Source organism: Chryseobacterium contaminans, assembly GCF_001684955.1.
In the GTDB taxonomy this organism is placed as follows: Bacteria; Bacteroidota; Bacteroidia; order Flavobacteriales; family Weeksellaceae; genus Chryseobacterium; species Chryseobacterium contaminans.
Genome location: NZ_MAYF01000362.1, coordinates 1 through 15,180, shown reverse-complemented (window position 1 = coordinate 15,180; position 15,180 = coordinate 1). Strand labels below are relative to the sequence as shown.

The 15,180-nt window shown below is 35.4% G+C and carries 12 protein-coding genes; 5 read left to right on the top strand and 7 right to left on the bottom strand.

What is annotated here, in order from left to right; all coding sequences use genetic code 11:
* Positions 1–511: hypothetical protein (locus BBH99_RS21460; RefSeq protein WP_228390869.1), on the top strand; the 511-nt coding region annotated here is incomplete at its 5' end.
* An 840-nt stretch (positions 512–1,351) separates the two neighbouring features.
* Here BBH99_RS21460 and BBH99_RS21455 read toward each other — a convergent pair.
* Together BBH99_RS21455 and BBH99_RS21450 are read right to left on the bottom strand one after the other, a co-directional pair.
* Entirely contained in the window at positions 1,352–2,779 is a 1,428-nt protein-coding gene (locus tag BBH99_RS21455) for a LuxR C-terminal-related transcriptional regulator (RefSeq protein WP_066700469.1), read from the bottom strand.
* Positions 2,780–3,145: 366 nt separating this feature from the next.
* Positions 3,146–3,616 carry an Lrp/AsnC family transcriptional regulator gene (locus BBH99_RS21450; RefSeq protein WP_066700467.1) on the bottom strand — a complete coding sequence of 157 codons (471 nt, stop codon included), beginning with the start codon at positions 3,614–3,616 and terminating at the stop codon, positions 3,146–3,148.
* Between the two features lie 142 nt (positions 3,617–3,758).
* Between BBH99_RS21450 and BBH99_RS21445 the strand changes: the two genes are divergently transcribed.
* From BBH99_RS21445 to BBH99_RS21435, 4 genes are all read left to right on the top strand, one after another.
* Positions 3,759–5,150 carry an MFS transporter gene (locus tag BBH99_RS21445; protein WP_066700465.1) on the top strand — a complete coding sequence of 464 codons (1,392 nt, stop codon included), beginning with the start codon at positions 3,759–3,761 and terminating at the stop codon, positions 5,148–5,150.
* Between the two features lie 110 nt (positions 5,151–5,260).
* A complete protein-coding gene (locus BBH99_RS22850; RefSeq protein WP_228390868.1) occupies positions 5,261–5,623 on the top strand; it encodes a metallophosphoesterase in 363 nt (120 codons plus the stop codon).
* A complete protein-coding gene (locus tag BBH99_RS22845; protein ID WP_228390867.1) occupies positions 5,607–6,008 on the top strand; it encodes a metallophosphoesterase family protein in 402 nt (133 codons plus the stop codon). Before BBH99_RS22850 ends, BBH99_RS22845 begins: the two co-directional genes overlap by 17 nt.
* Positions 6,009–6,273: 265 nt before the next feature.
* The gene (locus tag BBH99_RS21435; RefSeq protein WP_066700464.1) at positions 6,274–8,451 is read left to right on the top strand and encodes an outer membrane beta-barrel family protein; all 2,178 of its coding nucleotides are present in this window, start codon (positions 6,274–6,276) and stop codon (positions 8,449–8,451) included.
* 720 nt (positions 8,452–9,171) lie between these two features.
* Here BBH99_RS21435 and BBH99_RS21430 read toward each other — a convergent pair.
* The 5 genes from BBH99_RS21430 to BBH99_RS21410 all read right to left on the bottom strand — a co-directional run.
* The gene (locus tag BBH99_RS21430; protein ID WP_066700461.1) at positions 9,172–11,430 is read right to left on the bottom strand and encodes a glycoside hydrolase family 3 C-terminal domain-containing protein; all 2,259 of its coding nucleotides are present in this window, start codon (positions 11,428–11,430) and stop codon (positions 9,172–9,174) included.
* A 306-nt stretch (positions 11,431–11,736) separates the two neighbouring features.
* The gene (gene metQ / locus BBH99_RS21425; RefSeq protein ID WP_066700459.1) at positions 11,737–12,543 is read right to left on the bottom strand and encodes a methionine ABC transporter substrate-binding lipoprotein MetQ; all 807 of its coding nucleotides are present in this window, start codon (positions 12,541–12,543) and stop codon (positions 11,737–11,739) included.
* Positions 12,544–12,628: 85 nt separating this feature from the next.
* On the bottom strand, positions 12,629–13,285 hold the full coding sequence (gene metI, locus BBH99_RS21420; protein WP_066700457.1) for a methionine ABC transporter permease MetI: 657 nt from the start codon (positions 13,283–13,285) through the stop codon (positions 12,629–12,631).
* A complete protein-coding gene (locus BBH99_RS21415; protein WP_066700455.1) occupies positions 13,278–14,306 on the bottom strand; it encodes a methionine ABC transporter ATP-binding protein in 1,029 nt (342 codons plus the stop codon). The genes metI and BBH99_RS21415 overlap by 8 nt, the downstream gene beginning before the upstream one ends.
* 15 nt (positions 14,307–14,321) lie before the next feature.
* The coding region (locus BBH99_RS21410) for an EamA family transporter (RefSeq protein WP_066700453.1) at positions 14,322–15,180 on the bottom strand (859 nt) is incomplete at its 5' end.

Genomic DNA, 15,180 nt, shown 5'->3' with positions numbered 1-15,180 from the left:
AAATATAAAAAATATAAGCATAGCAATCGCTCTTGTTATTTTTAACTTCTCTATTGCTCAGGTAGCAATTGGAAAACAGATGGTAGACGGTAACAGTACAGTGCTGGACTTCAACAATGTACCTGGAAATACAAAAGGGCTAATCCTTCCTGCGACTTCCGGTCTTCCAACCGGATCTCTGGTGAACGGAACATTTGTTTTTGATGTAACAGACAATAAAGTAAAGGTTTATGAGAATGATGCATGGAAATCTTTATCCGATGCGGGTAGTTCAAGTGCTATAGTTACAAACAGTTCTGCGGAGTTAGGGAAAGGAGTTGTTATTGGTGCGTCATCCAGTACTGCAGATGGAGTATTGGTTTTAGAATCTCCGGATAAGGCAATGATCCTTCCCCAGATAGCGACCCCTCATATTAATGTAAAGAATCCGTATCCCGGTATGATATGTTATGATACAACCAGTAAAACATTGGCGATATTTGACGGATCTGTCTGGAATTACTGGAAATAATATTAGAATGAAATAATTTCCGGGAAACCGGTGTGTATAAGTTTATAATGTGTATTGAAGCAGTGGTATATGAATATATACTGCTGTTTTTTTATAAAATAACAATATAAAAAAGAGAGATTACAGTTTTCAAATGTAATCTCTCAGTTAAACAAATAATATAAATTGTAATATTCTCAGTTGTATATAATTCTGAGATTATTGTTTCATCATAGGTTGTTGTGTTAAATAGGCCTCTTTTTTTATTTGTGTTTTTAGTTAATATTATTTGTTTTAGGTCATGAAATAATCTTACCCCTCCTGGTTTTCATCGTTTGTGTTTGTCATTTGTGTTCTTAATACTTTTGTTAGATTAAATTAAAGTAGTTGCAGAGGGGTAGATTGTATTTATTTTTAAGATTCTGTAATGTGTTTATGTTTGTTCTTTTGAAACTGTTTTTAATATCGTTAATGGTTTATATTTTTCACATCACAAACATATTCAATAATGGTAAATATTTCCAAAAAACAGCATACGACACAGCTACACTATGGGTACTACTTTTAGGTTAACTTGTTGATTATTAATTTTATAAACTTTATTTATTGAAGATGTTAAAAAACGAATTTTGTAAAATTGAAATTAAAAACCCTTCAACGAAGGATCACTTTTTTGATTTAATATCTGTCCTTTTTTTATAAAATAAATCCCGATAGTTTAAATTTTATACTATATACTATGCGGTGAATATTATTAAAAGGTAAGGGTTTTACTGATTTATCCATTTTTATTGGTGTAGGTATAAGAAAAAAATCCTGCTGTTAGACAGATTTTTATGGTTTAAAAAGCAATAAGAAAAGTTACATAGACGTAAAAAAGCTATAAAGATCTGTTTCTGATGAAATATTAAGCTTTTTTCTGAGTCTGCCTTTTTTAGTCTGTACAGATCTGTGTTGGATAAATGTAAAATCAGCAATATCTTTCGACGAAAAACCTAGCCAGATCATGGCACATAAAGACAATTCTGATTTTGTAAGCTGTGGGTTTATTTTTAATATATTCTGGAATAAAGTGGGATTAATTTCCTCGAATCTCTTGATAAACTTAAGATCATTACTTTTAGCAAGATCCAATAACTCTGTAAAATCCTCCTTAGATATTCTTTCTTTTGAAGGGAAGGGGATTGTACTTGATTTTTCGAGCTTATTATTCTCCTTCTTATGTTTTTTGTTTCTGATAAATAAAAATAAAATACATCCAGCAATCAGAGCAGGTACTCCAATGAAGATAAAAATGAGATTGGTATTTTTCTTGTCTTGTTGCTCTATGATCTCGCTTAGGGAAAAGTCAATAGCTTCATTTCCGGATGCTTTAAGCTTTTGATCTAATTCCTCCGCTTTGGAAGTGTAGGTGTCTTCCCTGTTTTTGTCGTTAAGATTTCGATAAACAAAAGCAATCTGACGGTAGAGTTCTGGTAATTTGTTGATCCTTTTTGTTTTAACTAAAATATCTGCTGCTTTTTTATAAAAATCCAATGCTTTTTCAAACTCCTTTTTTTCAGAAAGCAGATCAGCGTAAAAATAATAAATGATACCCTGTCTTACCGTTCCAACCTCAATATCTTTAAGAAGAGATAATGCTTTGTTATTATAAAAAGTGGCAGAATCAAGGTTTTGGGTTTGTTGTAAATGATAATTACCAAGTAAAGAAGCATTGATGGCAGAAGGATCTAAGCTAAAACCTCTGTGACGATAAATCAACGCTGAATCTTTGTAAGCAGAAGAAATAAAATCGGCTCTTTGTTCATACATATTTCCCAGTAACCAACCTTTTTCGTCCAGTTGTTTACCATAATGAATGGCTTTTGCATTGTAACTTAAGGCTGTATTTACCAGTCCAGTGACATAATTGATCTGTCCATACTCATGATAAAGTTTGGCATAAAGAAAGTTATCATTAAGTCGGGTGATGATTTTTTCTGCTGATTTCAAATATTCATGACTGGTTTTGTAGTTCCCCATCATGCCATATGTATTGGCAAGATTGATGTATGCTAATGCTTCCCCTTTTGAATATCCACCGTCTTTAGACTGTCTGATGATTTCTTTATTCAGAGCGATAAGTTCAGTATCCTTTCCTTCAAGCCTTAGTTTTTCATTTTTCTTTAGTAAGGCATTGTCGATTTCCTGTGTATTGATTTTTTTACCGCAACTACAGAAGAAAATTGCAATAAACAGATATAAAAGTATTCTACGATTTTTTAAATAGATATCACCGTTGCAGTTCATGAATTGTATGATTTTGTAATCATTTACATAATGACGAAAATAATCTTGATACTGTTATCTAAAAAAGGCATAACCGCCTTTTCAGAAGTCTGTTGTTTTCAATTTTAATAGAAGGGTAAAACTGAATTGTATTTCTTCATTTTGATAGATACTGACCGGTAATCAGTACCGGACAACTTATTATAGTTGTCGGAATTAATAAATTTCGTGTTCATCATCTTTTTTGTTATTTAATAAAAACGTGTCCATTTTAAATGAACAGGTTTAAGATACTAAATTAATGAAAAATAAGCAATACCTACTTATGCTTAAAGGAACTTTAGTATTGAATAATAAATATTTAAATAAGTTGTAGTTGTTTATTTTCTATATGATTTGAGCGCTTTCTTTAATACTGCTCATTACAAAAATGCTTTTAGTCTGGCCGATTCCCTCAATTTCTGATAATTTATTGATGAAAAACTCATGAAATTCATCCATATTAGGAGCCAGAATCTTAAGCATGAAATCAAAATCACCGCTAATGTTATAAAATTCAACTACTTCTTTCAATTTGCCTACTTCTTCAATGAATTTTCCTGCAGTTTTTTTATTGTGAACATTCAAAGCGATCATACAGATCACCATCATGCCTTTATTTACCTTTTTACGGTCTAATATAGCACTGTATTCTTTGATAATCCCTAATTTTTCCATACGCTTAATACGCTCATGGGTAGGTGTGGGACTAAGGTTAATTCTTGCGGAAATATCACGGACACTCATCTTTGCATCTTTTTGAAGAAGCCTCAGAATGGAAAGGTCTTTTTCGTCAGGAGTATAATTTTCTGTTGGCATTTGTTCTGTTTTATAGAGTTAATTCTCTTGTTTTAGTTGTTTTGTTCTTTTTATTTCGTTTATTTAGTTTTATTGTTCCAAATTTATGGTAAAATTTTTAATTATGTTCTGTTAATTTTAATTTTGCAGAAAATTTGAATGGATGAGTACAAGGAAGAATTTAATATTAATTTTAGCATCGGTAGGAACTTTTGTAGAGGCATTGGATATTGCCATTATTAATTTAACCATTCCTTCTATTCAGGAGCAGTTTCATATCGGAGCCGGAACCGTTCAATGGCTGCAGACGTTATATGTATTGTTTTTTGGCGGTTTCCTGATTATTGGGGGGAAACTTTCTGATCAAATCGGAAGAAAGAAAATATTCTTATTGGGAGCTTTGATTTTCATGTTAACATCTCTGGGAGCAGGTCTTTTCGAAAGTTTCAATATGTTGGCTATATTTCGTGCTCTTCAGGGATTGGGGGCTGCATTTGTGATGCCGGCAGCCTTATCTATTGTCACTAATACTTTCAGAGAAGAGCAGGAAAGAAACCGGGCTATCGGGGTTTTCAGTTCTTTTGCTGCTATTGGTTCGGGAAGTGGTCTTTCTGTAGGCGGAATTATCAGTACATATCTGAGTTGGCACTGGGTTTTCCTTATTAATGTTCCGATTCTTTTAATCACTTTAATCTTGTCTTATTATTATTTACCAGCAGATGAGAAAAATGAAAAAGCACAAAAAACAGATATTATTTCCGGAGTATTAATGGTATTTGGACTTTTAAGTCTTACCTATGGAACACACGAATTGATTCATATTAAAGAGCAGCCTTTTCTGGTAACAGGCTCATTGGTTGTTGCTTTATTACTTTTGATAATGGTATTCTTCAGATTGAGAACTGTTGCGGAGCCATTATTTGATTTAAAATTATTCAGATATGGTTCATTGGTTGTTTCCAATGCTGCTTTCTTTACTCTGGGAGCTTTTTTTATCGGGTTTTTATTCCTGATTTCATTAATGCTTCAAAAGGATATGGGCTATAGTGCTGCTGCCTCAGGATTGATGCTTGTTCCGTTCAGTGTATTGTCAGCTTTAACCGCTAAATTTATCTTACCTCACGTTTCAAAAAGGTTGAGTTCATCTCAGATGGGCATATTGGGATGGTCTTTTATGCTAGCAGGTGGATTATTGTTGCTGATATCAGTGTATACAGGTCATCCGTTAGCAGTAGTTTTATTAGGAGCTGCCTGTATCTCAGGAATAGGAATGACTTTTTGTTTCACAGCGCTTTCTGTAATGGGAATTCAGGATGTTGATCCTTCCAATTACGGGTTGGCATCAAGTTTGAGTTCTACAAGTTACTTTCTGGGAGCTGGGATCGGGCTTTCATTTATGACTTTAATGAGCCAGGTTTTTCCTTCAGAATTTGCTGTCGGAAGCCTGAACCTGATCATATTGATTAGTTATGCTCTTTTAGCCCTTGGAATGTTATTCTATTTTATATTGAAAAGCTTAAAAGTGAAGCAGACAGAAGTCGTTGTTTCATCATAAGCGACCTTAAAATTACACAAACTATATGAGCAGGGAATCGATGTTGAGGCATTGGTTCCTTTTTGTTTTATTCTTTTCGGGATTTCACTATGCTTCATTACTTTTGCAGCATGAGAATACAAATCATTAGCGATCTTCATCAGGAATTTGGAAGGACTGATTTATGTTTTGATCATGCGGATATTGTGGTGCTTGCCGGCGATATTAATCTCGGAATTAAAGGAATAGAATGGGTCAAAGAAACAATCTTTGATAAACCGGTCATTTATATATTAGGAAATCATGAATATTATAAAGGATCATATCCAAAGAACCTGCATAAAATTCAAAATGCGGCTGAAAATTCCAATGTTTTTGTACTTGAAAATTCATATGTGGATATTGAAGGTGTACGTTTTCATGGAGCTACTTTATGGACTGATTTTTCAATTTTTTGGAAATCCGGTGAAGTATGGGATGATCTGTCAGCCTAAGATGAATGACTATAAAAAAATTACTCGTGATCCTTCTTATTCAAAATTAAGAACCATAGATACTTTCAAAATTCATCAACTTTCAAAAGTTTGGCTACAGGCGAGTCTTGAAGTTTCAAAAGGGCTTAAAAATATTGTTGTTACCCATCATGCTCCCAGTATTCAATCTGTACCAGAACATTATAAAGAAGATCCGTTGACGTCCGCTTATGCTTCCAATCTGGAGGATATGATTACTGAGCATCAGCCTTTGTACTGGATTCATGGCCATATTCATTCTCCTTCCAGATATAAGATTGGAAAGACTGAAATCATTTGTAATCCTCATGGATATATTGATGAGAAATATAATGGTTATGAAAAGGAGCTGATTATTGAAATATAGAAACTTTTTTACAGGTAAAATTGAAAATAAATATGTTAAAGTTTAGTTAATGTAAATTATTATCATGATCAATTTATTATGTATGTTTTATAAATAAATGTATTTGATTATTTATCATTTCTTAATAAATGTTATTTTTTTAAATTTTCCCTAAATGTGGAAAATGTAAAGTGTTAAAACATAGAGATTTATTTTTGTTCTTTAATTTTTCCGATGTAACAAATATTACGGTATAGTGGTCTTATAGGTAAAACTAAGATTTCACATGAAAGTAATATTATTTCCTATCGCACTATTAACGGGTTCTTTGGCATTTACGCAGACTCAGACTCCGGTTGTGAAGGATACTACAAAAGGCAATTCAAAAGAGATAGAAGCGGTAACCATTGTGGCAAGAAAACCTACAGTAGAGTCTAAAGTAGACCGAACTGTTTTTAATGTAGCCAATAGTGCTATTGTAGCAGGAAATACAACATGGGATGTTTTGAGAATGACCCCTCTTGTAAGTATTGATAACAGTGATGCCATAAAAGCGGAAGGGCAGTCGGTAACGGTATATATCAACGACAGAAAATCAGTTTTTACAGGAAAAGAACTGAAGGAATATCTTAAAACGATTCCGGCAGATAATCTTTTGAAAATTGAAGTCATTACAAGCCCGTCTTCAAGATATGAAGCTACCGGTTCCGTTATTAATATTGTTCTGAAGAAACGTGATGATGAAGGATTGAAAGGAAGTATTTCACTAAGCAACAGGCATAGTACAAAAAATACACAGTATTCTAACTTCAACCTGAATTATCATAAGAAGAAATTTACTCAAACCCTGATTGGTAGTTATGCCAATAATAATTATGTACAAAAAGGCTCCAGTAATCTTATGTTTTATGCTGACGAAAAATTGAACAGAGATTTAAGCTATGAAACCATTTCCAAAAGTGAAACCCCGTCACTTTCCTCAACTTCTGAATTTGAATTGAATGATAAAAATAATATCGGGCTTGTTATGGAATATTACCAAAGCCGAAACTTATCATGGTCTAATACTGACGGAAGAGAGTATGATGATAATAAAAAAGATTTTATAAATTATCATCAGGCCCAAACTGCTGATGGTTTTTACCGTAACCTGGGAACCAATGCTTTTTATAAGTATTATGATAAAGAAAAAAACAGGATTCTGGATATTAATCTGGGAACCAATTATTCCGGGAATGATAATAATCAACTCATCAATAAAACCATTGTAAACGACCCTAAGATTAAGGAAATAGGATCCATCAACAATTCCCAGATGCGTAATTATTACCTGAAAGTAGATTATACACAGCCTTTAGGAAAATCCTGGGGAACTATTGAAGTAGGGGGAAAGACAGAATTTAACAACCATGTTATTCCTAATAATTTGTATGGCTACAGCTTGGGAACTTCCGAATATGCAGGGCTTTCTACAAGGGATAAATTCCATTATGAGGATAATATAACTTCTGTATATGCCAACTATAGCAAAACTTTTTTCAAAAAGCTGGAAACCAGAATCGGACTTCGATATGAATATATTGATTTTAAAATACGACAGGATGTAGCCGGAACTGAAAGAAAAGACGGTTATGGGACTTTTCTTCCCAATTTATTGCTGAAATATAGTTTTTCAGATAAATACGACCTGAGCCTTACTTACGACCGCAAAATATGGAGACCTTGGTATTCGGAGTTCAATCCTTTTTTAACTCCATCTATTGACGGAACGTATTCCAGAGGAAATATGGACCTGAATCCTAACCCTAACGACAGGCTCTACCTGAAGTTTGGAATTCTGAAAAAGTATTTTATTTCTGCAAGATACATGTATACCAATCAGGATTACTGGACCACTTATTCCAGTGAAGGTGGAAGAAATGTGTCGTATCCCGGAAACTTTAATGGAAGAGTTGAAAAATATTACATTTTTGCCAATACCAATCAGAATTTTCTTAAAAATAAGCTGAATCTGAATGTCGGATTTGGTTGGTACTATATAGACAATCATGATTTTAATTTAAAGAATGATATTGGAGGGAAAGCTTATATTAACTATTGGGGCGGCTCTGCCAATCTTTCTTACACGAATTTGTTCAACAAGAATATTAACGTGAGTGCGTGGATGGAAATCTCCAATCAGAATAATGGAAATACGCAGGCTAATAATACCAATGTATTTCACAATATCTCTATTACCAAAATATTCCCCAAAACACAAATGGAAGCCAGTATACAGCTGATGAATATTTTCAAAAGACCTTATTCTGATGATATCACTTACAATCAGGGAGGAACAGTAAGAAGATATGAATTATGGGATTGGTACGGGGTGAATGTAACGTTTGTAAAACGTTTCGGAAACCAGAAGGTGAAAGAAAACACCAAAACGGATGTTGAGAAAAACGCTGGTGGAGGAAAATAAAAGAAATAGTAAATAAATTAAATATAAAAGCTGGTTTCAGTTTGAGACCTGCTTTTTACTTACTGCAATGTTCCAATTTTTTATAATGAAATAAATATACACTCAAAAAAATCTGCGTCATCAGCTTAATCTGCGAGAGATTTTTAAAATTTGAATTACGGAGAGCTTTTCTAACGCAAAGATTTAAAATATTCTGATGTTATATTGTAAGGAAGCTAAGAGAGTAATCGATTTGCCATCGATTTTGATTAAGCGTATGGTTAATCATATTGCTTCATCAGCGACTTGTCGCACTTCTTAGCTCCCTTAGAATAAAGCGATTCAACAAATTTTCTTTGCGTTTTATCTAAAAAATCTGCGTTATCAGCCTAATCAGCGAGAGATTTTATAAAATTTGAACCATTAAGAGTTTTTAAGTTTTAAGAATAGTTAAGGAAATAGCTGAAGATATTAGTAAGCAGCTTTTTCATTCATTTTTGATGAGGCTTAACTTCTCTTACAATCTTTATTTTTCTTAATGGTTTAATAATTTAAGCTGACGCAGACTTCGCGAATTATGCAGATCGATGTAAAGATCCGCTTAATCAGTCTGATCCGCGAGAGAAACAAAAAGCAGGCTTCAAAAAGAAACCTGCTTCAAAATTCTACAAAATTAATAGATAGATTAGTTAGCCGTCAAATAGTAACTTCCATCTTCATGCATCCATCTTCCATCCTTTACTATTTCAACGTAAACTTTATTTTTGTTTTAATGGCGTCTGAAGAATTCCCGATTAAAGCTTCAAAATCTCCAGGTTCAGCTACCCAGTCGTGTTTTTGGGCATCAAAGAAACTTAAAGCAGATTTGTCAATCGTGAAAGTCACTTCTTTTTGTTCACCAGGATTTAAATATACCTTTTCAAAACCTTTCAATTCTTTGGCAGGACGCGGTACAGATGATTTCAGATCACTAATGTAAAGCTGGGCCACTTCGGCTCCTGCTTTCTTTCCTGTATTTTTAACGGTTACAGTAAAAGTGATGGTATCGTTTTGGGATAGGGTGGTTTTGTCTGCTTTAGCTTTTCCAAATTCAAAAGTGGTATAACTCAATCCGTGCCCGAAGCTGAAAAGAGGTTTGATGTTTTTGGTATCATGCCAACGGTATCCTACAAAAATACCTTCGTTATAAGTGATATTGATCGGATTTTTCTGATCTTTCCCTTTTCCTGCAGCCAATTCATCTTTCTGACCAGGATATTCTCCAAGCTGATGAGCTGAATTATCTTCAAGTTTTACAGGAAATGTAAATGGAAGTTTTCCTGATGGATTGGCATCACCCGCCAGGATTGAAGCAATAGGATTTCCTGCTTCAGAACCGAGGTACCATGCCTGTAAAACGGTTGGAACTTCTTTTATCCAAGGCATTGCTACAGCATTTCCGGAAACCAGAACTACAGCAAGATTCTTATTTGCTTTGGCTAATGCGGTAATCAAGTTATCCTGATTGTATGGCAAGCCGTAGCTTTTTCGGTCATTTCCTTCACTATCTTGGAAGTCAGCTTTGTTCAATCCACCAACGAAGATGACGTAATCAGATTTTTTTGCAAGTTCTACGGCTTCGTTTAAGAGTTCTGCCTCAGAACGGCTATCTTTTAAATCCTGTCCGGATTTTACACCATTATATTCTCCACCAATGTCTCCTACATATCCTCTGGCATATTGTACCTCTGACTGTTTTCCAAATCTGGATTTTATTCCGTCTAATGGAAGGGTTTCATATTTTACTTTTAATGAGGAAGAACCACCGCCAACTGTCATGATTTTGATGGCATTTTCGCCAATAACAGCAATTTTTTTAGCTTTATTAATGTCGATAGGCAGGATGTTTCCTAGGTTTTTTAACAGAACAATTCCTTCTTCTCCAATTTCTTTAGCTACAGCTTTATGTTCTTCAGAAGCAATATTCCCGAAGGGCTTATTTCTGTTCATCGTGGTTTTATAGGCAAGGCGAAGAAGTCTGGTTACCTTATCATCAAGCTCCTGGGTACCTACTTTTCCTGCTTTAATCAGATCAAGATAAGGTTTAGCCAGATAATAATTGTCATAGGCATTTTTAGTTCCGGCAGAAAGACCGTTGGTCCATGATCCGAATTCAAGATCCAATCCGTTGTGGATGGCCTGTTCGGTATTGTTTACTGCGCCCCAGTCTGAAACCACAACTCCTTTATAATTCCATTCTTTTTTCAGGATATCATTCAAAAGATACTGATTCTGGCTGGCATACTGACCTTTATACATATCATAAGCTCCCATGATTGTCCAGGAATCTCCCTCGATAACAGCAGCTTTGAAAGCCGGAAGGTAAATTTCATACAGTGCCCTGTCATCTACATTTACGTTGCTGGTATGGCGGAACATCTCCTGATTATTCAATGCAAAATGTTTTACAGAAGTCGCCACGCCGTTAGATTGTACTCCTTTGATATAAGGAACTACCATTTTTGAAGTCAGATAAGGATCTTCTCCCATATATTCAAAATTTCTTCCATTCAATGGAGTTCTGTAGATGTTAACTCCAGGTCCTAAAAGAATATCTTTTTTTCTGTAACGGGCTTCTTCTCCCAATGCTTTACCATAATTCCAGGACATTTTTTTATTCCATGTTGCAGATAAAGCGGTTAAAGCAGGGTAGGCGATGATAGAGTCGTTGGTCCATCCGGCCTGATCCCATTCATCCCACATGACTTCCGGACGTACTCCGTGAGGACCGTCAGTAGTCCAGAACTCAGGAATTCCTAATCTAGGAACACCGGGAGAGCTGAACTTCGACTGTGCATGAAGCATAGCTACTTTTTCTTCCAGTGTCATTTTGGAAAGAGCATCCTTGATACGTTCTTCTACAGGTTTTGATTCATCTAAATAAACGGGAGTAGTATTCTGGGCCATATAAGAAACAGAAATAAGGGTGAATAAACTTACAATGGCGGTTTTCTTTAACATATTGCCTTTTTATTGGATTGAAACAAAAATAAACAAAATTTTTATATTATCTCAAATTGAGAAAATAAATTTTTAGCAAAAAAAAACTGCCTGCAAAATTGCTGACAGCTTGTTATTTATTGCTGGGTAGAAATGTGATGTGAGAGATAAGAGGTGGGAGATAATAGATGATAGACAGAGAGACCTTACATGTCAATGGTCAATTTTGCTTCGCAAGTGAATCGTCAATTAGGAGTAAAGAAATAATAACCCCATCCTCGTATCTCGCACTCCGAAATTCTCATATTTTCCAACGCTCAAAAATGATTACCATCCTTTTACAGCACCACCTTTGAATACTTCAAGGGCTTTCTTTTCCACTTCGTCGGATTGGTATGCTTTTACAAAATTTTTAACCTTCTGGGTGTTCTTATTATCCTGTCTTGCTACAACAAGGTTTACGTAAGGAGAATCTTTATCTTCTTTGAATACTCCCTGCTTTTCTGAATCCAATCCGGCCTGTGCGGCAAAATTGTTATTGATGATTCCTACTACAACATCCCTGTCGTCCAAAACCCTTGGGATTTGTGCCCCCTCAATCTCCATAATATTCAATTGTTTTGGGTTTTCTGTAATATCAGTCACCTTTGGAAGTAAACCAACTCCTGCCTTTAGTTTCAGCAAACCGTTTTTCTGTAACAGAAGTAGGGAACGCCCTCCATTGGTAGGGTCATTAGGGATAACGATGGTGCTTCCGTTTTGCAGCTCACTAAGGTTTTTAATCTTTTTAGAATAGGCTACAATAGGGTATACAAAGGTATTTCCTACAATAGCGAGATTATAACCTCGTTGTTTTGATTGTTCGGTTAAATAAGGGGCGTGCTGAAAGGCATTGGCATCAATATCACCGTTCATTAAGGCTTCATTGGGAACTACATAATCATTGAAAGGGATCAATTCCACTTCAAGGTTATATTTTTCCTTCGCTACTTTTTTTGCTACTTCAGCCACTTCCTGTTCCGGCCCGTAGGTAATTCCGACCCTGATAAAATTCGGATCGTCCTTTCTTCCTGAACAGGCACTGAAAAGCAATACTCCGGCAGCTATTAAACCTAAAATCTTTATTTTTTTCATTCTATTCTTTTTAATAATATGTATAAAGGGTACAGAACTCCTTCGTTCACATCTCATTTACTCTAAAACCCTAGATCCCTCAAACTTATCTATGGTCAAACTTCTTAGACAATCTGTCTCCCATAAACTGGATGATAAATACCAAAAGAACAAGCAATATGAGAACAGTGTTCATGATCACAATATCATAACCGATATATCCGTACTGATATCCTACCTGCCCTAATCCGCCGGCACCTACAGCACCACCCATAGCAGAATACCCTACTAATGTAATTAAGGTAATGGTAGCATTATTAATTAATGAAGGAAGTGCTTCAGGAAGTAAAACCTTTCTGATGATCTGAAAAGGTGATGCTCCTAATGCTCTTGCTGTTTCAATTAATCCGTGAGGAACTTCAATAAGGCTGTTTTCAACCAATCTGGCAATAAATGGAGCAGCTCCAACACTTAATGGAACCAATGCAGCATTAACTCCAATAGATGTTCCCGCTAAAATTCTTGTAAAAGGAATCATCCACACAATTAAAATAATGAAAGGAATGGCACGGAAAATATTCACGATAATGGATAATGCCCTGTGATAAACTGCATTTTCCAACAGTTGTCCTTTTCTTGTTAAAAATAGAAAGATCCCAACCGGAAGTCCCAGCACAAATCCAAAAAATCCGGACACAAATGTCATATAAACCGTTTCCCAGGTTCCTTTTGCCAAAAGGGCAAGTACCGCATCACTAAGCATATCCTTTTACTGTATTTTGAATTTTATTCTGATTAAAATAATAGATGGCTTTTTGGTTTTCTTCAGCCTCTCCCTGAAGTTGCAAAAGTAGTTTACCAAAATTAGAATTCCCAAAATATTCTACATCTGCTTTCAAAAGTTTGTATGGGATTTTATGTTCATTATATAACGCTGAAAGAATTTGTTCAACGCTGATGTTTTCGTTAAGTTCTATTTCGACCAATGGAAATAAACCATCCTGTGGCTCTTTCTGCAGTCTGATATTGAGTTCCTGTGGCAGGGTCATGACGTCTGAATTTATAAATTGCTGGATCACCGGATTTTCCCGGTTAGAAATGATCTCACTTAAAGTTCCTTTGGCTAATAGTTTTCCTTTGTCGATTACGGCAACGTGGTTACAAACAGATTTGATAACTTCCATTTCATGAGTAATGAGAAGGATGGTAATTCCTAATCTCTGGTTAATATCTCTTAACAGCTGTAAAATAGACTGGGTGGTTACCGGATCCAGAGCACTGGTAGCTTCATCACAAAGGAGAAGATAAGGGTCATTGGCTAAAGCTCTTGCAATGGCTACTCTCTGTTTTTGCCCCCCTGATAGACTCCTGGGATAATCATTGGCTTTATCTTCAAGACCTACAATTTTAAGTAATTCATTAACCTTTTTATTTATCTGATCTTTGCTGTTATGATCCAGCTCCAGTGGAAGGGCCACATTATCAAAAACAGTTCTTGAAGAAAGAAGGTTAAAATGCTGGAAGATCATTCCTATTTTTTTACGCTCCTCAGCAAGCTGCTTTGAACTTAATTGAGTAAAATCTTTTCCATTAATAATGATCTGTCCTTCATCTGGTCTTTCCAATAGGTTAACGGTACGGATAAGGGTGCTTTTCCCTGCTCCGGAGAATCCTATGATCCCCACAATATCTCCTTTATCTATATTGAGACTCACCTGATCCAATGCCTTAAAGGCCTGTTTTTTCTGATGAAATGTTTTTGAAATGTTTCTGATTTCTATCATTCTGATATTATACTATTAAATAGGCTGATATCTTTTGCCTGTCCTGTTAAAAAATCTTCTCACTCTTCTGAGTTTAACCTTTGACCGTTTTGAAAGCTTGAAATACTTGGTGACATTGGTCAGCAGTACTCCCAGCAATATGATTGCCAAACCATATAACTGGCCTCCATTGATACTTTGATGGGCCACAATCCATCCTGCAATAACCGTAACAATAGGGTTAATGTAAGTATGGGTACTCACCAAAGCAGCGGGTTTCACGGACAACAGCCAAATGTACGACAAATAAGCGACTATCGATCCAAAGAAGATCAAAAACAGAACGCCTGCCCAGGCTGAGACTGGTACTGTAGAGACCGAAAAATCAGTCCATTCCCCTCTGAATAAGGCAATAAGAAAAGCGGCTGCTCCTGCCACAATAAGTTGTTGGGCAATATTCATAAAAGTAGATTGAGAGGCCGGATTTTTTTTGGAATACAAAGATCCAAGAACCCATGCAATAGAGCTTAATCCTAATACAATAAAAGCAGTAATACGAAGTTGAGGATCAACAGCAGCATGTGCCGCATGTGAATTAACACTTCCTTTTAAGAAAAAGACCAATCCTATAAATCCAATCACCAGACCTATCGGAATGAACTTATCCGAAAAATAATACTTCCAGTTTTTCCTGTCAATAGCAATAAACCAGAAAGGTCCCGTTGCAATTGAAATTGCAGCTTCAGAAGCCGTTACATACTGTTCGCCCCACGCTACTAAACCCGTTCCTCCGGTAAGGATAAGTACTCCGGTAATTGCGTTCTTTTTCCAATTGATGAGAGAATTTGCTTTTTCTCCTTTAGACAGAAGATATCCGATCATCAGAATTCCTGCT